The sequence below is a fragment of the Pyxidicoccus caerfyrddinensis genome (genome assembly GCF_010894405.1).
Classification (GTDB): domain Bacteria; phylum Myxococcota; class Myxococcia; order Myxococcales; family Myxococcaceae; genus Myxococcus; species Myxococcus caerfyrddinensis.
This window is the reverse complement of the sequence record NZ_JAAIYA010000032.1, coordinates 62,661-83,623: the sequence shown is the minus strand read 5'-3', so window position 1 is coordinate 83,623 and position 20,963 is coordinate 62,661. Positions and strand designations below refer to the sequence as shown.

18 protein-coding genes are annotated in these 20,963 nt (G+C 69.2%); 8 read left to right on the top strand and 10 right to left on the bottom strand.

The features are described 5' to 3' along the window. Nucleotides 1-15: 15 nt before the first annotated feature. Nucleotides 16-423, bottom strand: a complete 408-nt coding sequence (locus G4D86_RS45740; protein ID WP_240360850.1) for a TonB family protein — start codon at nt 421-423, stop codon at nt 16-18. A gap of 107 nt (nt 424-530) precedes the next feature. Between G4D86_RS45740 and G4D86_RS45735 the strand changes: the two genes are divergently transcribed. Next, nucleotides 531-1,910: a cytochrome P450 gene (locus G4D86_RS45735; RefSeq protein WP_164001597.1), complete on the top strand. Its 1,380-nt coding sequence runs from the start codon at nt 531-533 to the stop codon at nt 1,908-1,910. Between the two features lie 29 nt (nt 1,911-1,939). Here the strand turns inward: G4D86_RS45735 and G4D86_RS45730 are convergent, their stop codons facing one another. Together G4D86_RS45730 and G4D86_RS45725 are read right to left on the bottom strand one after the other, a co-directional pair. Next, the gene (locus tag G4D86_RS45730; RefSeq protein ID WP_164001595.1) at nt 1,940-3,013 is read right to left on the bottom strand and encodes an alkene reductase; all 1,074 of its coding nucleotides are present in this window, start codon (nt 3,011-3,013) and stop codon (nt 1,940-1,942) included. 94 nt (nt 3,014-3,107) lie between these two features. Continuing rightward, a complete protein-coding gene (locus tag G4D86_RS45725; protein ID WP_164001593.1) occupies nt 3,108-3,404 on the bottom strand; it encodes an ArsR/SmtB family transcription factor in 297 nt (98 codons plus the stop codon). A gap of 206 nt (nt 3,405-3,610) precedes the next feature. On the opposite strand from G4D86_RS45725, the gene G4D86_RS45720 reads away from it, so the two are divergent. Further along, entirely contained in the window at nt 3,611-4,318 is a 708-nt protein-coding gene (locus G4D86_RS45720) for an abortive infection system antitoxin AbiGi family protein (RefSeq protein WP_164001592.1), read from the top strand. A 7-nt stretch (nt 4,319-4,325) separates the two neighbouring features. Here G4D86_RS45720 and G4D86_RS45715 read toward each other — a convergent pair whose 3' ends face one another. Both G4D86_RS45715 and G4D86_RS45710 read right to left on the bottom strand, forming a co-directional pair. Continuing rightward, nucleotides 4,326-5,621 (bottom strand): hypothetical protein, encoded by a 1,296-nt coding sequence (locus G4D86_RS45715; protein WP_164001590.1) that lies wholly within the window; start codon nt 5,619-5,621, stop codon nt 4,326-4,328. A gap of 1 nt (nt 5,622) precedes the next feature. Continuing rightward, a complete protein-coding gene (locus G4D86_RS45710; RefSeq protein WP_240360849.1) occupies nt 5,623-8,412 on the bottom strand; it encodes a TonB-dependent receptor domain-containing protein in 2,790 nt (929 codons plus the stop codon). 174 nt (nt 8,413-8,586) lie between these two features. Here G4D86_RS45710 and G4D86_RS45705 point away from each other — a divergent pair, with 174 nt between their 5' ends. After that, a complete protein-coding gene (locus tag G4D86_RS45705; RefSeq protein ID WP_164001588.1) occupies nt 8,587-9,036 on the top strand; it encodes a hypothetical protein in 450 nt (149 codons plus the stop codon). Next, entirely contained in the window at nt 9,005-9,463 is a 459-nt protein-coding gene (locus G4D86_RS45700) for a heavy metal-responsive transcriptional regulator (RefSeq protein ID WP_164001586.1), read from the top strand. Before G4D86_RS45705 ends, G4D86_RS45700 begins: the two co-directional genes overlap by 32 nt. Nucleotides 9,464-9,616: 153 nt before the next feature. Here the strand turns inward: G4D86_RS45700 and G4D86_RS45695 are convergent, their stop codons facing one another. The 3 genes from G4D86_RS45695 to G4D86_RS45685 all read right to left on the bottom strand — a co-directional run bounded on the left by G4D86_RS45695 (nt 9,617) and on the right by G4D86_RS45685 (nt 13,658). Beyond that, nucleotides 9,617-10,771, bottom strand: coding sequence for a serine/threonine protein kinase (locus G4D86_RS45695; protein ID WP_164001584.1), 1,155 nt, complete (start codon nt 10,769-10,771; stop codon nt 9,617-9,619). A gap of 185 nt (nt 10,772-10,956) precedes the next feature. Continuing rightward, the gene (locus tag G4D86_RS45690; protein WP_164001581.1) at nt 10,957-12,753 is read right to left on the bottom strand and encodes a serine/threonine protein kinase; all 1,797 of its coding nucleotides are present in this window, start codon (nt 12,751-12,753) and stop codon (nt 10,957-10,959) included. Beyond that, nucleotides 12,750-13,658: a DUF2381 family protein gene (locus tag G4D86_RS45685; RefSeq protein ID WP_164001580.1), complete on the bottom strand. Its 909-nt coding sequence runs from the start codon at nt 13,656-13,658 to the stop codon at nt 12,750-12,752. Before G4D86_RS45685 ends, G4D86_RS45690 begins: the two co-directional genes overlap by 4 nt. Nucleotides 13,659-13,828: 170 nt before the next feature. Between G4D86_RS45685 and G4D86_RS45680 the strand changes: the two genes are divergently transcribed. The 3 genes from G4D86_RS45680 (at nt 13,829) to G4D86_RS45670 (ending at nt 17,322) form a co-directional block, all read left to right on the top strand. Further along, nucleotides 13,829-14,455: a LysE family translocator gene (locus G4D86_RS45680; RefSeq protein ID WP_164001578.1), complete on the top strand. Its 627-nt coding sequence runs from the start codon at nt 13,829-13,831 to the stop codon at nt 14,453-14,455. 179 nt (nt 14,456-14,634) lie between these two features. Next, nucleotides 14,635-16,350 (top strand): CotH kinase family protein, encoded by a 1,716-nt coding sequence (locus G4D86_RS45675; protein ID WP_164001670.1) that lies wholly within the window; start codon nt 14,635-14,637, stop codon nt 16,348-16,350. Nucleotides 16,351-16,941: 591 nt separating this feature from the next. Beyond that, nucleotides 16,942-17,322: a DUSAM domain-containing protein gene (locus tag G4D86_RS45670; protein ID WP_164001576.1), complete on the top strand. Its 381-nt coding sequence runs from the start codon at nt 16,942-16,944 to the stop codon at nt 17,320-17,322. Between the two features lie 163 nt (nt 17,323-17,485). On the opposite strand, the gene asnS is transcribed toward G4D86_RS45670, so the two are convergent. Continuing rightward, a complete protein-coding gene (gene asnS, locus G4D86_RS45665) occupies nt 17,486-18,886 on the bottom strand; it encodes an asparagine--tRNA ligase (RefSeq protein ID WP_164001574.1) in 1,401 nt (466 codons plus the stop codon). A gap of 379 nt (nt 18,887-19,265) precedes the next feature. Between asnS and G4D86_RS45660 the strand changes: the two genes are divergently transcribed. Further along, nucleotides 19,266-20,294, top strand: coding sequence for a coiled-coil domain-containing protein (locus G4D86_RS45660; RefSeq protein ID WP_164001571.1), 1,029 nt, complete (start codon nt 19,266-19,268; stop codon nt 20,292-20,294). Between the two features lie 80 nt (nt 20,295-20,374). On the opposite strand, the gene G4D86_RS45655 is transcribed toward G4D86_RS45660, so the two are convergent. Beyond that, complete coding sequence (locus G4D86_RS45655; protein ID WP_164001569.1) at nt 20,375-20,941, bottom strand: hypothetical protein; 567 nt, start codon at nt 20,939-20,941, stop codon at nt 20,375-20,377. Nucleotides 20,942-20,963 lie beyond the last annotated feature (22 nt).

Sequence of the window (20,963 nt, the reverse complement as noted above, 5' to 3'; positions counted from 1 at the left end):
GCCGCGCACCATACCCTACGGGCCGGCCACCCAGGACACGTGGAAGTGCGCATCCAGCGTGGACTGGGTGTAGCTCGCCGGGAGCGCCGGGAAGGGCGCGGCCTGCTTCACGGCCGCCAGCGCGGCGGCATCCCACGCCTTGGAGCCCGACGGCGTGCTCACGGTGGCGGACACGAGCTTCCCGTCCCGGCCAATCACCGCCTGCACCACCGCCTTCTTCCCCAGCGCCGGAGTGCCCTTCGGCTGCCGCCACTTCCCGGCCACGCGTGAGTAGACCTTCTGCTGGTAGTCAGCACTCTTCAGCTCGTTCTGGAAGAAGGCCTCCAGGCGCGGGCTGCCGGCGGCGGCCAGGGCCACGGGGGCCACGGCCAGTGCGAGCAGCGTCACGAGGGCCAGGCGGCGGGTGCGGAACAGGGTGTCCATGGTGCGCGCGAGGCTACCTCCACCCTCGCAAGGGAGCACGGGCCACTATCGCCCGCGCCAACACGGGTCGAGAATGGGACACCCGCCCGCCAGGGATTGCGCCCGCCATGTCCTCCACCGTCATCGCCCCACCGTCCATCGCCCCGCTGCTGCCTCCCGGACCTCGTGGTGAGCCGCTGCTGGGCAACCTGCGCGCGCTGCGGAAGGACCCGCTCACCTTCTTCCCCGCGCAGGTGCGCGAGTACGGCGACGTGGTGCGCATCCGCGTCGGCCCGATGTACGTGACGCTGCTGGCCCACCCGGACCTCGTGCGCCACGTGCTCCAGGACAACGCGCGCAACTACAACAAGCAGACGCGCGGCTTCGCGGTGATTCGCGAGTTGCTCGGACAGGGGCTGCTCACCAGCGAGGGAGACTTCTGGTTGCGTCAGCGCCGGCTGGCCCAGCCCGCCTTCCACCGCCAGCGGCTCGCCGGCTTCGCGAGCACCATGGTGGACGCAACGGAGGACCTCGCCCGCGCGCTCGAGCCGCGCATCGCCAGCGGCCAGCCCTTCGACGTGGCCGAGGACCTCACCCACCTGACGCTGCGCATCGCCGGCCTCACCCTCTTCGGCACCGAGGTGGGCGGCGAGTCGCGCGCCGTGGGCGACGCCCTGGGCCGTGTGCAGACCTTCGCCAACTCGCGCCTCACCCAGCTCATCCCGCTGCCGCGCGCCCTGCCCCTGCCCTCGCACCGGCGCTTCGAGAAGGACGCGGGCACGCTGGACCGCGTGGTGCGCGCCATCGTCGAGCGCCGGCGCCGCGAAGGCGGTGAGCACCACGACCTCCTGCAGATGCTGATGGACGCACGCGACGAGGACACCGGCGAGCGCATGAGCGACACGCAGTTGCGTGACGAGGTGATGACGCTGCTGTTGGCCGGGCACGAGACGACGGCCAGCGCGCTCGCGTGGACGGTGATGCTGCTCTCGCAGAACCCCGACGTGCGGCGCAACCTGGAGGCAGAGCTGTCGCGGGAGCTGTCGGGCCGCACGCCCACGGTGGAAGACGTGCCGAAGCTCGCGCTCACCCGCCGCGTGGTGGACGAGTCGCTGCGCCTCTACCCGCCCGCGTGGATTTTCTCCCGCGCCGCCATCCAGGACGACGTCGTGGGCGGCTTCCGCGTCCCCAAGGGCTCGTACGTGCTCATCGTCCCGTGGGTGCTTCACCGCCACCCGAAGCTCTGGGACAACCCCGACGCGTTCGACCCGGACCGCTTCCTCCCCGAGCGCGAGCGGGAGCGTCCGCGCTTCACCTTCTTCCCCTTCGGCGGCGGGCCGCGCCAGTGCATCGGCAACCAGTTCGCGCTGATGGAGCTGGTGCTCGTGCTGGCCACGCTGCTCCAGCGCGTGCGGCTGGACCTGGCACCGGGGCACCCACTGGCCCCGGCGCCCGCCATCACCCTGCGCCCCAGGCCCGGCGTCTGGGTGACGGCGCGCCGGCCCTGAAGTCCGGCCGACCGGGGCACGAGGACGCCTCAGGCCGCCAGGGCCGGGTAGTCCGTGTAGCCGCGCGCGTCGCCGCCGTAGAACGTGGCCTGGTCCGGCGTGTTGAGCGGCGCGCCCTTCAGCAGCCGCTCGGGCAGGTCCGGGTTGGCCAGGTACGGCGAGCCGAAGGACACCAGGTCCGCCAGCCCGTCACTCAGCACGGCATTGGCGCTCTGGAGCGTGTGGCCGCCATTCACCATCAGCGGGCCGCGGAAGCGCTCGCGGATGAGCGGCAGCAGGCGGGGCGTCTCCGGAGCCGCCACGGGCGCCATGACGTGCAGGTACGCCAGCCCGAGCTTGTCGAGCGCGCCCGCCGCGTAACCGAACGTCCGCGCCGGGTCCGAGTCCGACATGCTGTTGAACGCGTTCATCGGTGACAGCCGCACACCCGTCCGCTCAGCGCCGATGGCGCCAGCCACCGCCTCCGTCGCCTCCAGCAAGAGGCGCGCGCGGTTCTCCACGCTGCCACCGTACGCGTCCGTGCGGTGGTTGCTGCCGTCGCGCAGGAACTGGTCGAGCAGGTAGCCATTCGCGCCGTGCACCTCCACGCCGTCGAAGCCTGCCTCCTTCGCCCGGCGCGCGCCCTCGGCGAAGCCCTGGACGATGCCCGGAAGCTCGTTCAATTCCAGCGGGCGCGGCGTGACGAACGGCTTCGGGCCCTGGGTGGTGTAGAGCGTGCCCTCGGCGGCGATGGCGGACGGCGCCACCGGCAGCGCCCCGCCCGGCTGCATCACCGGATGGGAGATGCGCCCCACGTGCCATATCTGCAGGTAGATGCGCCCGCCGCGCGCATGCACGGCGTCCGTGACGCGGCGCCAGCCCTCCACCTGCGCGTCGGTGTGGATGCCCGGCGTGTTCGGATAGCCGTAGCCCTGGAGCGAGAACTGGGTGGCCTCGGTGATGAGCAGGCCCGCCGACGCACGCTGCGCGTAGTACTCCGCCATCAGCGGAGTGGGCACCTGCCCCTCCCCGGCGCGGTTGCGCGTCATCGGCGCCATGGCGATGCGATTGGGGAGCTTCAGGGAACCGATGCTGACGGGCGTGAACAAAGGCTGCTGCGACATGGTGCGCCTCCGCGCGGAACTCGATGGCGCATCGAAGTAATGGGCACCCCTCAAACAATCAAATGAATGTTTGATTGCCCCCCGGCGGCGGCGCTCAGTCCAGCAAGTCTTTGAAGGCCTTGGCGAGCAGCGCGCGGTTGAGGACGCAGTAGGCGTGGGGGCCGTCCTTGCGCTTCGTGATGATGCCCGCGCCCTCCAGCACCTTGCCGTGGTGGGACAGCAGGGCACCGCTCACCCCGAGCGCCTCCGCGAGCTCGATGCCGCACATGTCTCCCCGCCGCGCCAGCATCTCGACGATGCGGACGCGGCACGGGTCGGCGAGCGCCTTGAAGACCTTCGCCCGCTGCGCGGTGCAGGCCTGGTCGGAGAGCTGGGGAGCGGGAGATGCCACGAGGCAACCCTAACCAGCGCGGCCCGTGCGCCGCAACGCAACGGGCCCCATCCACGGAGTGCGCGTCCCTGTTCACACGCCCGCGGGTCGGACGAAGAACAGGGCCCCGCCCGGCCGCAGGCACGGCGAGCGGGCACGGGGAGACACCGACCCTTCGGGTTGCATCCCCCACCCCCGTCCGGGACATTACCGGGGAGGTAGGGTCCATGCTCGGCTATCAGGCCAACACACAGTGGCGAGACATGTCCGACTTCGTGGTGCACTTCACGAAGCCGGGAGCGCCCTACCATGACTCCTACCAGAACATGATGAGCATCCTCGGCTCGCGGACGCTCATCCCCGGCGCGGAGGGCTTCGGCATCGCCCGCAGGGAGCCGGCCGTCGCCGAGCGCCACCGCTCGGTATGCTTCAGCGAGATTCCGCTGGACCAGCTCTCGCGGCTCGTCCAGCGCCGCAGCCTGTACGGCATCGCCTTCAGCAAGAGCTACGTCCTGTCCCAGGGCGGCGGCCCCGTCTGGTACGTCCAGTACGGCTCGCCCGCGCACGTCGCGCTGAAGCACCAGGTGCAGCAGGCGCTGGTGGCGAAGGAGCCGCAGCGCGAGCCCATCTGGTCCATGACGCCCTTCGTGGACATCCAGGGCGACACGCACAACGCGCCCTACAGCTACCGCTTCGACTGGGAGCGCGAGTGGCGCGTGCCGGGGTTGCTCCGCTTCACCGAATACGACGTCGCCGCCCTCCTCCTCCCCGAGGAGCTGCACGCCACCGCGCGCGGCTTCTTCGAGTGGGCCGTGAAGGAGAAGGCCGGCCCCGGCTACTTCTGCCCGTGCCTGGACCCGCTGTGGACGTCCGCGCAGATTGCGGAGGCCCTGGCGAAGCACGCCGAGCAGTCGGCGCGCCTCAAGACGGGGTAGCGCGGCCCTACTCGAACAGCGACACCTCGGCGAGGGAGGAGATGCTCCTTTGGACGCCGTTGTTCCCGTTGGCGTACGACGTCCCGGTGAGCCGCACGTAGCGGACCGGCCCCACGTCCTCAAGGGGCGTCTCCCCGAAGAGGCCTGCGCCATCGCCCCTGTAGAGGCGCCCATCGAAGGGGCTGTCCCACTGGGTCTGGTCGGCGAGGCGCCAGCGGCCCCGGTCGATGGGGTCTTCGGACAACAGGAGGGGGGTGAGGGCCAGACGCGTCCACTGCTCGCCGTCCACGCTGCCCTCGAGGATGAAGTAGCTGCCGTTCGTGCCTTCCATGCCCCGCACCACGGCGTGCCTCAGCCGGGTGGGCTCGGGCAGCGTGAGGGTGATCCACACGGGGGGCGTGATGCCCAGGGGGAGCCGCACCGGCTCCAGGCGCCCGTCCGTCCATGGGCAGGGGTCCTCGGGCTCGGGCACGGGCGTGCAGGACACGCCCCGGCTGACGGGCCGGAGGGTGCCGGCGGGCATCGGCATGGGCGCCGTGCGCCACTCCTGGCGGAACGTCAGGGGAGAGGACTTCGCCCCCAGCGGGTAGAACCACCACTCGCCGATGCTCATGGCGCGCAGCTGCACCTCGGGGCTTGCGAAGTCCTCCAGCACATAGGGGCTCGCCGTCCATGGCGAGGGAGCGCCCCACCAGCGGAACACCGGCTTCCCGCCACTCGTGAGGAAGAGCACCGGCTCGGGCGTCGTCGGATGGCCGGGCACCACCTCATTCTCGACCGTGACGATGTTGACCTCCTCGCCGGTGACGGGGACCTCCGAAGTGGGCGGTGCCGGCGCGAAGGACACGACAGTGCCTTCGGACCCCGGCGTCAGCGTCAGGCGCGCATCCCAGGTCTTGAGCAACGGCAGCTCCACGTCGTCCCAGAACACGAAGGACACGAAGGTGCCCGCGCCATCCTCCTCCAGCCGCGAGATGCGGTAACGGTAGGACGTGGGGAGCTCGGGTTGGGCTGGGTTCACCGCCTGCACGTCGCCGTAGAGCATCTCCAGGAAGTAGTCCCCGGTGGCCTCGGTGGTGGCCGTCCCGTAGGGAGTGAAGACAGGCTTGGGCCAGGGCTCCGGCACGCCCGAGTTCGTGGGGTACTCCACCTTCGCCCGCTCGTAGGCCAGCGTCGCGCCCACCAGCGGCGAGCCGTCCCGCTGCTCGGCGCGGCCATAGACGAAGATGGGCTCGTCCTGCAGCCGGTCACACCCGGTGGAGGCGAGGACGAGCAGCCCCAGCAGCTTGAATGGATGGCGCATCTCAGTAGCTCCCCTTCAGGCCGAGCAGTGGAACGATGACGGGAATCCCCACGGACTCGCGCTGCAGCTTGCCGCCCTTCCGCGTGTACTCGTAGGCGAACACCTCCGTTTGGAGGGAGAGGTTGAGGACGTCCAGCGAGGCCTCCAGGTTGAAGTCGTCCAGGGCCCAGGACTTCGCCACGCGGAAGTCCACGCGGAAGAAGGGCGCCAGCCGGTCCACCTGGTCCGCGTCCTTGCGTATCCACGCGTTGAAGTTGTCCGTGGTGCGCACCTCGCGCTGGGTGACGGAGGAAATCTCCCCGGACTCCGGACGGCCGGTGTTGAAGTGCACCACCGTGCCCACCGTCCAGTTGTTGCGCAGCTTGTAGCTGAGCGCGGCGTTGAAGACGTGCGCCTGCTCGAAGGCGAAGGGCACGTCCGCCTCCGCCATCTCCCGGACCGAGGTGTCATCGTTGTATCGGGCGAAGCGCTTGTGCCGCTTGCTCTGGAGGAAGCTGTACGTCACCCAGCCGAACCAGTTGCGGCCCAGCGGGTGGCGCGCCATCAGGTCGATGCCGTACGCGTAGCCGCTCGCGGCCGGGTCCTCGCGCAAGAGGCCCCGGCGCTGCCGGTTCTCCAGCACCTGCTTCACGTCGAACTCCACCGTGCGCCACAGCGGGTTGTAGAAGGCGTCCGCGCTCAGCTCCAGCCCCTCCGCCGCCTTCCACTCGGCGCCCACGTCGAACTGGGCGCCCTCCTGCAGGCCGTAGCGCAGGCCGGAGACGTCCATCGCGGGCAGGTGGAGCAGGATGGTGGGCGGCTGGTGGAAGAGGCCCGCGCCGCCCTTGAGGGTGAGCGTGTCGCTGAAGGTGTGGCGCACGCTGAGGCGCGGCTCCACGGCGACGTGGTCGATGCCGGGCACCAGGTGGTACGAGTCCACGCGCGCCCCGGGCACCACCAGCCACTTCTCCGCGGGCCGCCACGTCGCGGAGACGTACGCGCCGGAGAGGGTGCCCAGCGACGAGGGCTGCTTGAGCGGATGCGCGTCATCCGAGGGCCGCCAGCCCGGAGGCCGCGCGGAGCCGGTGATGGTGGTGGCCACGCGCCGGTGCTCCACGTCTCCGCCGACCTGCACCTCCAGCGCGTCCGAGAACCGCCGCTTCCAGCCCGCGCGGGCCGAGAAGGACAGCTGGTCCAGCCCGTACTCGCCCGAGTTGACCTGCGTGAGGCCCTCTCCCGGACGCAGCTCCAGCGTCCGCTGCCCCACCAGCCCCACCTTGTCGAGACCCACGGTGAGGCCCACTTCGCCCTCGCCGCCCGCCAGCGGGTGCGTGCCGCGCAGGTCCACGCGGTGGAAGCGGGAGATGATGGTGCCGCCCAGGCCGCCCTCGTAGTTGCCCGAGTCCTCGCCGACGTCATCCGAGCTGCCCAGCGCGAACAGCCGCAGCCGGCCCTCGCCCACCTGTTGCTCCACGCGCAGCTGGTAGTCCCAGAAGCCGGCATGGATGGGGTTGTCCTCCTCGTCGTTGAAGATGGCGTAGGCCACGGGGATGAGCAGCCCGGTGTAGCTGTAGCGGCCGGCCACGGTGATGGAGGTGCCCGTCTTCTCGAAGGGCACCTCGACGAAGCCTCCCGCGTTGATGAGGTCCGCGTAGGCGGTGGCGTGCAGCCGGTCCTCATGGGGACGCGACAGCCGCCCCTCCACAGCGCCGCCCAGCAGGCGCCCGTACTGCACCGGCGGCGCACCCGGATAGAAGTCGATGGTGTCGATGAAGTCCGGGTGGATGACCGCGGGCCCCAGGAGCAGGTGGTACAGCATGGGGACGCGCACGCCGTCGAGGAAGTAGCCGGTGGCGGCGGGCTGGCCGCCGCGCACCACCGGGTAGCCCAGGCCGGAGGCGACGCTGGACACGCCGGGCATCAGCATGATGACGCGGAACGGGTCGCCCTGGGTGCCGGGCACCTCGCGAATCTCCTGCTCGTGCAGGCTGATGCGCGTGACTTCGGTGCGCGGCCGGTCGTCGCGCACCACCGTCTCGTAGGGGTTCACCACGGAGGGCTGGAGCCGGTACACCACCGCGAGGCTCTGCCCCGCCATCACCGTCTCCTCGAAGGTGAAGGGCTGGTGACCCGGCGCGCGGACCTCCAGGCGGTGCGTGCCCACGGGCACCTCCACCTCGAAGCGGCCTTGCGCGTCCACCAGCGTGGGCGGCTCCGCGCTTCCGTCGACGAAGAGCGCGGCATCCACCAGCGGGCGGCGGGTGCCCCGGGCGCGCACCTCGCCGTGGATGCGGGCGTGGGTGGAGGCGAGGCCGGCGGGAGGCTCGAAGCGGTAATTGAAGTTGATGCGCACGCCGACGGGCTTCCCGGCCATGAGCGCGGGGGTGAAGCGCAGGCCCGGGGCGGCCTTCACCGCGGCCTCGGTGAGGGCCTCGTACTCGGAGGGCTCCGCCACCTTCACCTCCGTGACGGCGCCGTGCTCGTCCACCAGCAGCACCAGCTTCACCTCGGACGCGGCGCCTTGCAGCCCCTCGGGCCACGCGGCGGGGGAGTCGGCGATGAGCGCGGGCGGCTGCAGCCACACCGCGCCGCCGTCGGCGGACAGCCCCAGACGGGACGCGTCGTCGGACGAGACGGCCGTGCCAGCGTCCGTGGCCTGGACGTCCACCTCCACCGCGCGGGGCTCGCTGGTGGCGGTGGGCGGGGCCTGGGCCCCCGCGACACCTGGCAGGGTGGTCAGCGCGAACAGGAACACTGCGAGTCGTTGGAAGATGGTCATCACCTGGGTGGAATACGAAGCCGAGTCTGTCACCTGGCTCGAGACGGCCTCCGCGCCCCCGGACCTGCATGCGCGAGCGAAACTGTCTACCCCTCGCGACGGGCCACGGGCCCTCTCCAGGACAGCCGACTGCGCGCGCAACCATCCGGGAGCCGGAGTGGATGGGCCTTGACCCTGCACCTTGGTGCAGACCGTAGCCTCCTTCGCATGAACCGACCCGAAGCCCTCCGCGTCACGTCCCGCGTCGTCCTCGCCAGTGCGCTCTACGACTTCTTCGTCACCGTCCTCTTCGCCACGCCCTTCACGGCGGGCTGGCTCCTGGAGCAGCTGCACCAATTGCATGGCCGGCTTGGCCTGTCCGGCGCCACCCCGCCCGACTTCGGGCCGATGCACCTGCTCTTCGTGAGCCTCATGGGCACCATCGTCACGCTGTGGGCGCTGCTGCGCATCTGGCGTCCCGAGCCCCTCTTCGGCGCTGTGGACACGGCGGGGCGCGCCTTCTTCTCCCTGTGGATGGCCTGGGCGCTGTGGAAGGGGCAGTCGTCCCTGCTCGCCGTCATGCTCACCCTGGAGCTGACATGGTTCTTCGTGCAGGGCGGTGCCATCCTGTGGTGGAGGAACCACCATGAGCCCGCGCGCCTCTCCCCCGCGACCTGACGTCCCCACCACCCTGCGCATCAGCGACCTGGCCACCGCCGCGGGCGTCGGCATCCCCACGCTGCGCTTCTACGAGCGCAAGAAGCTGCTGCCCGCGCCCCGCCGCACGGCGAGCGGCTACCGCGTCTACGAGCCCCGGCACGTCACGCGCGTGCGCTTCATCCGCCGGGCGCAGGAGCTGGGCTTCTCGCTGCGCGAGGTGGGCGCGCTCTTGGCCGTGTCGGACCGGAAGGTGCCCTCCTCCACGGAGGTGGAGCGCTTCGCGGCGGCGAAGCTGGAGGCCATCGACGCGCGGGTGAAGGACCTCCAGCGCATGAAGCGCGCCATCCTCAAGCTGCTCGCGGAGGGCGTCTGCGACACCGAGGCCGAGTGCCCCGTCCTCGCGTCCCTGGGCAGCCTCCCTCCGGCCCGGCGCGCGAGGGGCTGACGCGTACGGGCGCTGGCCCCTCGCCTTCGAGGCGGTGGCCCGGCGCGGCTCGCCCACGGCCCCCAAGCCGACTCCGGAGGGAGCGGTCCGAACATGGAAGGCGCGGCCAGGACGTGCAGATGGCCGCGTCTCCCCTCCCGTCTTCGCGTCGGGTCAAACCGGAGCCGGTTCCGTGGTGATGTCGTCCTGAGAGAACGCGCTTTCCGCGCCGTCTTCCTCTGCGGCGAATGCTTCCCCGGCCCGCTGCAACGCTCGCCGGATTTCCTGAGCCGCCTTCGCACCGTCGTAGTTTCCGCGCTCCCGGAGAGCCTTCGTCATGTCCTCCTGGAGCGCCGACGCAGACGTGTACCGCTCCGCCGGATTTCGCTGAAGCAGCTTGCGGAAGATGGCGCGCGTCGGTTCGGAGAGCTTCTCCGTTGCGCACTCCACGTCCTCTGGAGTGAAGGTGGCAGCACGAAGAATCGTATCCTCCGGATCCACACCGGCCCATTCGTCCTGCGCCCGCGTGATGGCGCCGTTCAGTCGGTCGCGAGCTCCCTCTGGAACCAGTGCCCACAAGTCCTCCGTCAGCATGTCGGGCGCGCTGAGCAGGTGCTTCCCCGTGGCGAACTCCAGCAGCACCATGCCCAACACGAACAGGTCGGAGCGTGCGTTCTCGGGTTCCCCGAAAAGAGCCTCGGGGGAGGCCCAGTAGACCTCTCCCCTGGCACGAGGCAGACGCACGCTCTTTCGTCCTGGCAGATGCGCGGAGGCCAGCCCGAAATCGGTCAGCTTCGCCTGTCCCGTCAGCGTCACGCGGATGCGCGTCGGGTCAATGGCTCGATGGACGATGTGCAGCGGCTCGCCCTTCTCGCTTCGGCAGGTGTGTGCATGCGCCAGGGCCCCAGCAATCTGAGCGCCGACGTACAGCATGAATGACTCGGGGAAGTGTCTCCCCCGCGCGAGGGCTACTTCGACAAGCGTGTTGAGGGAGCATCCGGCGACGGATTCCGTGATGATGTAGAGCGCGCCCATGGCCCTGTGCAGCCCGTACACCCGGGCGATGCTCGGGTGCCTGAGATACGTGGCCAGCGTCACCTCCTCCTCCAACCGTTTCCGCGCCAGCTTCAGACCGGCTGTGACGGCGGGAAGCGGAACAACCTTGAGGATGAACCTGCCTCGCGCTTCGCCCTTCAAACGCCGGAGGGCCAAGAGGGCACGTTCGCCATGGTGCCCCGGACCCAGATCCTCCAGCAGCTCATAGGCGGCGCGACTTCGCGAAAAGAGGACCGTGCCCTTCGGAAACCAGGGCTCGCCAGAGTACGGCATGGGGGGTTTCTCCTTCATCTGGTGCGGGTGAGGACACCGCGCGAACGCAGAAGGAAACTACCCACCAGAAGCCCGGGAATGGAACGACGCCACAGGTGTGGAGTCCGAGTTACTGCAACACCGTGGCGAAAGCGTTCAGGGCTGTTTTCAGGCGGATTTCTGCAAAGAGCTTTTACAATCCGCGCTCACGGCCACTGACCGAAGATGAATCGCGCGGGCTCCTCACTCATCAGGACGGCGGCGCCGGGTTTGGAGCCGGGCTGCGTTAACGCACCACCCTCGCCACCGGGCAGCCCGAGCGCAACGCAGATGGGGATCTCCTCCTCCCCTGGAGGCCTGGCCCTGGTGTAGCGCGCGACGACCTCCTTGCCGCCTGTCCACACTCGGCCGTAGAGCCGCGTCCCCACGGGTAGGTCCCCGTATTTCTCCCGCGTTTCGCTTTCGATCTCCCCATCGCCCACGACAACCTCACACATACTATGCGCGGGATTGCGCTCGCAGTAGGGGGTAACAGCTTGATTCACGTCTACGCGGATCAAGAACTGCCCTCCGTCTTCGAGCCACCTGTGCTTCATGGCTGTCACGGCCGCCGAGGGGCAGCGCTCCTGCGTAGGCAGCACCTGTGACGCGGGGCATCCCCACTGCGCAGCCGCAAAAGCAGTGGCCGCAGCGCACTTCCCCAAAAACTCCAGGCTGAAGACGGGCGCTGACTTCTTCGGCTTCTTGGCGACAGGCGGACTCGGAGGCTGATTCTTGGGCGCATTCACGACGGGGGATTCCTTCTGAACGGGGACCTCGGGCGAGGACGGTACTGCACTGGCAGGCGGAGCATGGGTCGAAGGTGGCGCGACGGGAGCTTCAGCTCTCGGGCCGCTGGGAGATTCCGGAGCGGCCTGCGCTGGCGGTCCTTCCGGTGATGGGGACTGGCGCATCAACATAGCGACACCGACAGCCGCGAGCACGGCGGCGAGCACCGCAGCGGCACCCGCCAGCATGCGCCGCCGTGTTCCCGCGCGAGCGACACCGGGGGTCTCCGGAGAGCCCATGTCCTCCTCGGCGGAAGCGAAGACCTCCGCTTGCCACTCCGCGCTGTCCTGGGCGCCCAGTTCTTCCAGGGCCTCTCGCATGGAGGCCAGCGCGGGACGCCGCTTCTCCACGTCGCGCTCCAATAGCCTCGCCACCCGCGCGCTCAACGGCTCAGGTACTCGCGGATTTGCCCTGCGTGCTGGCGGTGGCGCCATGCTGAGACTGTTGACGTTGATTCGGGGGACCTTCCTCGCGTCAGCATTCTTCGCGGGCTCCGGGTCGGTCAGCGCATCGAACAAACACACCGCGAGCGCGTAGGAATCATCTTCCAGCGGGAAGTCGTACCTGGCGCTCGGCTCGTCTCGGTGCTCCTTGAAGAAGCGTGCAGCTTCCGGCGAGCGGTAGCGAGTAGTCCCCGGCGGCAATGGCGCGTCCGTCAGTTCTAGCGCTCCGGAGTGTTCGCCTGCCCCCAGGTCAATGATGACCGGCTCTCCGTCGGACTTCCGCACCATGACGTTGGAGAGCGAGATGTCCCTGTGGCGGACACCTCGACTGTGGAGGTGCTCCAGAGCATTGGCCAGCTTCACGAACACGCGCAGGACGTCCTGGAACGTGGGACGCATCTCCTGGAGCCATTCAGCCAGCGTCCATCCCTCCACGAAGTCGAGCGCCAGGTATCCGCGCCCATCCGCGGTGCGCGTCCAACCATGGACCTTCGCGATGTTGGGATGATCCAACTGGACGAGGCACACCAGCTCTCGCAACTGGCGCAGGTACGTCTTGCTCGGGTCGTCGCTGGACTGCCGGTGCTTGGTGACCTTCAGCGCGAAGTGCCTACCGTCCTTCACGCTCTCGTACACGTCACCGTAAGCACCACCGCCTCTCCACCTGCGAATGCGGTAGGCATCGAGGTGGACTCCGGGCTTGAGGAAGGTAGGCGGCTCTGCCGTCGTCATGGACTCTTCTCCTGCGCGCCATCCCTGATTGCCACGCCCTCAACGGACAGAGGCCGATTGCCGTCTGCACCCTGCACCACCAATCGGAACACCTCTCCGGGCAGCCCTCGAGGGCTGCTGAATTCGACCACCACGAGGCCCATTCCACCGGGCAGCAATGTTTCTGACGCCATGGCTACGGTGCGTGCTTCCTCGCGCGTGCCGGTGGACTCGCTCACAAGCCACGCCCCGTCCGTTCTCCACGGTTGGCCGGAGGTGTTCTGCACCGTCACGGCGAGCACGACCCACGACTCCGCAAGGTAGCGGCGGACGGACTTCGCCCGCAGGCCACCAGCGCCTGAGCTGGACCACGTCTTGAGCCAATCAACCCTGACGCCTCTCGTCTCGAATTGCTTCGCGAGGGCCATGCCAGCCACTCCCGTGGTCTCGTTGCGCTCACGCAGTGCAGCCAACGCCGCTTCACAGGCCGCGCATCGCGCCTCCAGTTCCGCTACCTGCGCCTGCATCGCCTCGGGAGACCGCGCGTCCCGGAACAACCGGACCTGGCTGTCCACTTCAGCCGGATGTGTGATGAGATTGAACTTTGACTCGGGCTGGGACGCATCGGCGAAGCGCACGCGCAAAGCAACCTCGCCCTTCAGCTCCGCGAGGGGCTCCAGGATGAGGGTCCGGTCGCCCACGTCCACCAGGGCGAAGCGTGTCCGGTCCAACTCCACGGACTGCCGGTCGAGGCTCGCGTCGAACACCAGGGTTGTGACAGTGCCCGGCGCCACTCGGATCTCGACTGGAGCGGCGGAGAGAGTGACGCGGCGCTCTTTGCGGGTGCGCTCGGGATTCGGCTCCGCAGCTGCTGTCCACGACAAGAGGGGAACGAGCACCAAAACCAGCCTGGACAGTTGCGACAATGCGGGATGACCTCCAGGGTCTTCTTACCAGAGGACCTCGCGTCAGGGCGTGCGCCGGTGCCGGCACGCAGGCGGAGGCGCTGGCCACGGGAACCGCGTCATTTGCCGTGGGCTGGCTGCGTCCGTAGGGTAGCGCCTCGGAACACCTCACCCCGCGGCACGCCTGCACCATGGACCTCACCCTCTGGGCCACCTTCGCAGTGACGATGTTCGTCCTCTCCATCACCCCGGGACCGGCGGTTCTCCTCGTCATCTCCCAGGCGATGTCGCGCGGCTTCCGCGCGGGAATGGGCGCGGCGCTCGGCGTGCAAGCGGGGAACGCGGTCTACTTCTTCATCTCCGCCGCCGGGCTGGGCGCGGCGCTGGCCACCTCCCCCATCGCGTTCAACGTCATCCGCTACGCGGGCGCGACGTACCTCGTCTACCTCGGCGTGCGCACCCTCCTGAGCGCCCGGAAGAGTCTCTCCCTGGAGGAGCGCCCCAAGCCCGCGCTGTGGGACAGCGGCTTCGCGCAGGGCTGCATCAAGCAGCTGGCCAACCCCAAGTCCATCCTGTCCTTCGGCGCGCTGCTGCCCCAGTTCATCCACCCCGGGAAGAGCGCCGTCACGCAGTTCGCCGCGTACGGCCTCACCTGCGTCGTGGTGGAGGTGCCGGTACTGGCCGTCTACGCGTGGCTCGGCGTCGCGGGGGGACGGCTCTCCAGCTCCGCGCAGGCCATCGTCTGGCGGGAGCGGCTGGCCGGCGTCGCCCTGGTCTCCGTGGGCGCCGTGCTGGCCACGATGAACGGCGCCGCCTGACACGCCTGCCTGGCTGCTCCTTCCCGTTCGCGGGCGGACAGTGACGCGCCCCGGCTGACTCCCCGCGCCGTCACCGGATGGTTACTCCTCTGACCCTGAAGACGGGACGGGCGAGGGGGAGGACTCAGGTGGCGGGGAAACGCTTTGCGGGCGTCTTGCTGGCATGTGTCACGGGCCTGATGGTGGCCTGTGGAGGCTCCAGCGCGGGCGGTGGTGGACCGGATGCACCCGGACCGGCGGACGAAGCCCCGGGCCCCAGCCCTTCTCCGACTCCAGACAGCGGGCAGCCCGACGCAGGCACACTGCCCCCGGACGACACCGACAGCGGGACGCCCGACGCGGGGATTCCGCCCGGAGAGACTGACGCCGGCACACCGGACGCGGGGACGCCGCCGCCGAAGCCCACCGTGTGCGCGCCCACCGCGGGCGAGGCGCGCTGGGTGCAGGAAGGCGAGCCGGTGACGGCGACCGTGACGTGCGGCACGGGCCACAAGGCCGCGGACGTGCGCTTCACCGTGGACAACCTCCCGCAGGGCGCGAGCTTCGACGAGCCCACCGCCACGCTGCGCTGGACGCCCACTCGGGCCCAGTCGGCGGTGTGGAACCTGGTCCTGCATGAGCGGAGCACCGGAGAGACGGGCACGCTCAAGGTGGGCGTGGCACCCAACATCGTGGCTGCGGACAAGGTCGAGTTCGCCGACCCCGCGACGTACACGGAGGAGTACGGGCTGCCCGTGTTCCACCTGTCCTTCGAGGGCGGCCTCACCTCGGGCGGCTACCGGCCCGCGCAGCTCGTCTACCGGGGGCGCCGCTTCGAAATCGAAGCGCAGTACCGAGGGGCCACCTCCAGCGTGTTCCCCAAGCGCAGCCTCACCTTCAAGTTCAAGGACGAGGACCTCTTCAGCGAGCCCGTCTTCGGCGGCGGCTTCGAGGACAAGAAGCGCGTGGTGCTCATCACCACGTTCAATGACAACTCCTACGTCCGCGCGCGCCTGGCCTTCGACCTGTGGAACCGGATGGCGCCGGACCACGTGCAGATTCGCACCTACAGCGCGGTGCTCTACATGAACAACCGCTTCATGGGCGTCTACACGGTGGCGGACCACGTGGACAAACGCCTCATGGCCGCGCACGGCCTCTCCAAGGACGCGGACCTCTTCAAGGCCGTGGACAACAACGCCAACTTCTCCCGCCTGGACCATGCCGGCCAGCCCAAGCCCTCGCTCGACCTGGGCTTCGAGAAGAAGGAGGGCACGCCCGAGGAGGGCAAGCCCCACGCCTTCGACACGCTGAATGACTTCGTCGCCTTCGTGGCCGACTCGGACGCGGCCGCCTTCCGCACGGGCTTCCCGCAGCGGGCGAAGGTGAGCGACTACGAGGACTGGTGGATCTTCAACACGCTCATCCTGGGCACGGACTCGCAGGGGAAGAACGCCTACCACGCCTACGACCCGGCCACCGGCGGCCCGTGGCGCTTCATCCCGTGGGATTTGGACGCGAGCCTGGGGCAGAACTTCGACACCACCCGCTCGTCCCCCACCGCGCGCCTCACCTTCGAGGCCGACAACCTGCTCTTCAAGCGGATGCTGGCCGAGCCGGCCATCGCCGGGCCCATGCGCGAGCGCTACCGGAAGCTCTTGCGCGAGGAGCTGAAGCTGGAGACGGCGCTCTCCCTCATCGACGGCTACGTGAAGGAGACGGCGCCCGCCGCGAAGCGCGACTGGGCGAAGTGGGGGCCGAAGTACAAGACGTTCGGCACCGAGGCCAGCGGAGGCGCCGGCAACTTCCCCGACTGGGACGACCGCCAGGACTTCAACGAGTACGAGGGTGAAGTCGAGTACGTGCGCCAGTGGGTGAAGACGCGCTGGCCCGCGCTGCAGGAGCGGCTGCCGTAGACGGGCGCAGCCGCTCCATGTGGGGGCGCGGTTGGAACTGCGCCCAGCCCGGCACGCGCGGGTAGCGTCGCACGTGGAGTCACCACCGGCACCCGTGCCCTGGCTTGGAGATTCCTCTGACTCCTTGGACGAGGCATCCGGTGCGCCCATACCATGCGCGCCATGCCTCCCCTTCGAACACAGGCCTTTGCGCTGCAACTTGCGCTCGCCTGCACTGCCCTGGTGTCGGGTTGCTCCCGGCCCGCACACTCCAGCGCGAGCCGCGGCTACTACGCCCAGTCCACCTGCTTGGATAGCGAGACATGCTGCCTGCAGCGCAACCCGGGAGTTCCCGAGGCGTGCGGGCTTTCAGCCGCGGAAGCCGCTGTACTCATGGGCGGCGCGAAGGCCGCATCGGACAGCGCGGCCTCGGAGTGGGACGACTCGCACAACGCGGACCTCCCAGAGTGGAAGCGGCGCTGCATCCGGACGTATGGCGAATGTCAGGAGGACGGCTGGACTGGCTCCTGCTACGCGTGTTTTCGCTACTGCGAGGGCCAGCAGGAATGGCCCATCGACAAGTGCCACCGGCGGAAGGAGGAGAAATAGCCCATGTCCTACGCAATCGACTGGGACCCCATCCGGGCATTGGCGCGCCGGGTCCTGCGCGAAGGCGCTCCGCTCGTGCTCACGGATGAAGTGCGCTCACTCCTCATGCGCACCGCTCGCGAGGTCGCCATCAGCGACGACGACGCGGCGCGAGCACTCACCACGGAGGCCGGAGCGCTCGAGCTGCTCCGGGCAACTTCAGCGCGCATCACGGATGGCTCCAACAGGCTCGTGGACGCGCTCTACAGGATGAAGCGTCATCGTCTGGTGGGTGACTACGACAGCGCACGACAGGAAATGCGCGACGTGCTCGCCGTTGAAGTCGTGCCCTTCTACCGCGAGCGCGCGCAAGATGCACTGGACGACCTGGCCGACGACCCTTGACGGGGCGGAGGCGCCGGCAACTTCCCCGACTGGGACGACCGCCAGGACTTCAACGAGTACGAGGGCGAAGTCGAGTACGTGCGCCAGTGGGTGAAGACGCGTTGGCCCGCGCTGCAGGAGCGGCTGCCGTAGACGGGCGCAGCCGCTCCGGGGGTGGGCGCGGTTAGAACTGCGCCCAGCCCGGCACGCGCGGGTAGGGAATGGCGTCGCGGATGTTCTGCAGGCCGCACATGTAGACGATGAGCCGCTCGAACCCGAGCCCGAAGCCCGCGTGCGGCACCGTGCCGTAGCGGCGTAGGTCCCGGTACCACTGGTAGTGCTCGGGCTGGAGGCCGAACTTCCGCATGCGCGCGTCGAGCACGTCCAGCCGCTCCTCGCGCTGGCTGCCGCCGATGATTTCGCCGATGCCGGGGGCCAGCACGTCCATGGCGGCCACCGTCTTCCCGTCCTCGTTGATGCGCATGTAGAAGGCCTTGATCTGCTCGGGGTAGTTCATCACCACCACCGGCCGGCCCACGTGCTCCTCGGTGAGGTAGCGCTCGTGCTCCGTCTGCAGGTCCTTGCCCCACTCGGGCGTGTACTCGAACTTCTTCTTGGCCTTCTTCAGGATTTCGATGGCCTCGGTGTAGTCGATGCGCTCGAAGCTGGAGTTGATGAACTTCTCCATGCGCTCGGTGACGCCCTTCTGCACGCGCTCCTCGAAGAACTTGAAGTCCGGCGCGCAGTCGGCGAGCACCGCCTTGAAGACGAACTTGAGGAAGCGCTCCGCCAGGTTCGCGTCCTCGTTGAGGTCCGCGAAGGCGATCTCCGGCTCAATCATCCAGAACTCGGCCAGGTGGCGCGTGGTGTTGGAGTTCTCCGCCCGGAAGGTGGGGCCGAACGTGTACACCTTGGACATCGCCATGGCGTAGGCCTCCACGTTCAGCTGGCCGGAGACGGTGAGGTACGCCTCCTTGCCGAAGAAGTCCTTGTGCCAGTCAATCTTGCCTTCCGGCGTGCGAGGCGGGTTCACCGTGTCCAGCGTGGAGACGCGGAACATCTGCCCGGCGCCCTCCGCGTCGCTGGCGGTGATGATGGGCGTGTTGACCCAGAAGAAGCCCTCTTCGTCGAAGAAGCGGTGGACGGCCTGGGCCGCGCGGTGGCGCACGCGCGTAATGGCGCCGAAGGTGTTGGTGCGCACGCGCAGATGGGCCACGTCGCGCAGGAACTCCAGCGTGTGCTGCTTGGGCTGGATGGGGTAGGTGTCCGGGTCGTCCACGAAGCCCAGCACCTGGACCTCGTCGGCCTGCACCTCGAAGGCCTGTCCCTTGCCCTGGGACTTCACCAGCGAGCCCCGGGCAACGACGGAGCAGCCCGCGGTGAGGTGGAGGATTTCCTTCTCGTAATTGGGCAGCGTGGCCGGGGCGACGACCTGGATGGGGTCGAAGGTGGAACCGTCGCTGACGTTGACGAAGCTGATGCCCGCCTTGGAGTCGCGCCGGGTGCGCACCCAACCGCGGACCTCCACCTTCGTCCCCTCCTCCACCGCGCCCGCGAGGACCTTCTTCACACTGACGACCTGCATTGACGCTCTCCCTTGAGCCGATTCAGGGAGGCGAGTTAGCCGTGCGCCGGGCCGGAGGACAAGGGCGGAGAGGTCCCGGAGCGCCCGGAAACCCCGTCCGGCAGGCCGTCCCCCGGCCTGGAACCGGCGGCTCCAGGGGCCTCGCCAGGGGCCGGAAACCGGGGGGCCCTGGGCTCCCCCCTTCCCCACCCCGCCCGGAGGCCTTCCCGGGGGCGTCCAGGGGCCCTGGCGGGTGCCTGGACGGCCACCGAGCATGTCAGACCCCACGGGTATCTTCTTCCCATGGCCGCCAGAAAGGGGCCTCGCACTCCCCGCAGAACTTCCACGCCATTCGCGGGCCCTCGGGCCTGCCCTGGCCTTGCCATACCTGGAGAGTCACATGGCTACTCGCAAAACGTCCAAGCGCAACGTCGTCGCCCGCAACCGCTCCGCCGAGGCCACCAAGGCCGCCTTCGACGAGCTGGCCCGCAAGGCCCGCAACAAGCCCGTCGTCGTCACCAAGGAGCAGGAGGCGCTCGACACCCACGCGAAGAATGTCCTCGCCGACGTTTCGGGCCTCACCGCCGAGACGGCCGTGAAGAAGGTGACCGAGGCGGGCCTCACCATCAACAAGACGCTGGCCGGCATCAACGAGCAGGTCATCTCGCTGGTGGAGGAGCTGAAGCAGCTCGACGAGGCCATCCAGCTCAAGACGGAGGAGCTCAACGGCCTGCACGGCAAGGACGTGGCCGCGAGCGCCATCGACGTGCTGGTGGCCGAGTACGACAAGAAGAAGGCGGAGCTCGAGACGGAGATGGAGCGCCTCCAGAAGGACATCGAGGACACCCGCGCGAAGGCCGCCGCGGAGCTGGCCACGGAGCGCGAGGCGGCGGAGCTGGCCCGCAAGCGCGCCGAGGAGGCGTACTCCTACGACACCCAGCAGCTGCGCAAGAAGGAGCAGGACGCCTTCGCCGAGGGGCTGCGCCAGCAGTCCGCCACCGAGCGCGACCGCAAGGAGAAGCTGGAGAAGGAGTGGGCCACGCGTGAGGAGGCCCTGAAGCTGCGCGAGAAGGAGCTGGAGGACCTGCGCAAGCAGGTGTCCGAGTTCCCGCTGGTGCTGAAGAAGGAGACGGACACGGCCGCCGCGATTGTGGGCAACCGCGTGAAGTCCGAGTGGGACCTGAAGCTGACGCTCGCCACGAAGGACGCGGAGACAGCGCAGCGCGTGGCCAGCATGGAGATTGCCTCGCTGAAGGACACCGCCACGAAGCAGGCGCAGGCCATCCAGACGCTCCAGGCGGAGCTGAACGAGGCGAAGCGCCAGGTCCAGGCGATTGCCGAGAAGGCCCTCGAGTCCGCCTCCGGCGCCCGCGCGCTGGCCGAGGTGCAGGGCGTCATCCAGAGCCGCGAGTACAACAAGGGCAAGTAGTCACGGCAGACAGCCGTGAAGACACCGGACACCGCCGTCCCCTCCGTGTCAGGGGACCGGCGGTGTCCTGGCGTCTACGTCTACTTCGACACGCAGGACTGGTTCTGGCAGACCTGCTTGGGGCCGCAGAAGACAGGGGCGCTCCCCCCGGCGCCGGTGCCCGGCTTGCAGCACGTCGTGCCCGGCGGCAGGCAGCCGTCAGCGTCCGGGCCACAGTGGACACACGCGAGGCCGGACTGGCAGATGACGGGACCCTTGCCGCCGGCGCCCGTGCCCGCGGCGCAGCACACCGCGCCCTGGGGCTGGCAGGTGGATTCCGCGCCACAGGTCAGACACGTCTCGCCCGCCTGACACGTCTTGGTGCCGCAAGCTCCGCCTCCGCCGCTGCCTCCGGTGGCGGGAGGACGCGTGGCGCTGCCCCCCGTTCCGCCCGTGGGAGTGCCCTCGCACCGGCCGCCGCTGCATGACTGCCCGGGGCTGCACTTGTTGCCGCAGGTACCACAGTTGCTCGAGTCACTTTCGAGGCTCTGGCAACTGCTCAGGAGGCCGCACCGACTCTCACCGGCGTCGCACGGGGTACAGCCCGCCAGCACGAACACCGCCGCTCCCAGCGACAACACGAGACCCAGCCGTACGCACAGCTTCATGGTTTCCTCCGATGAAATTGAG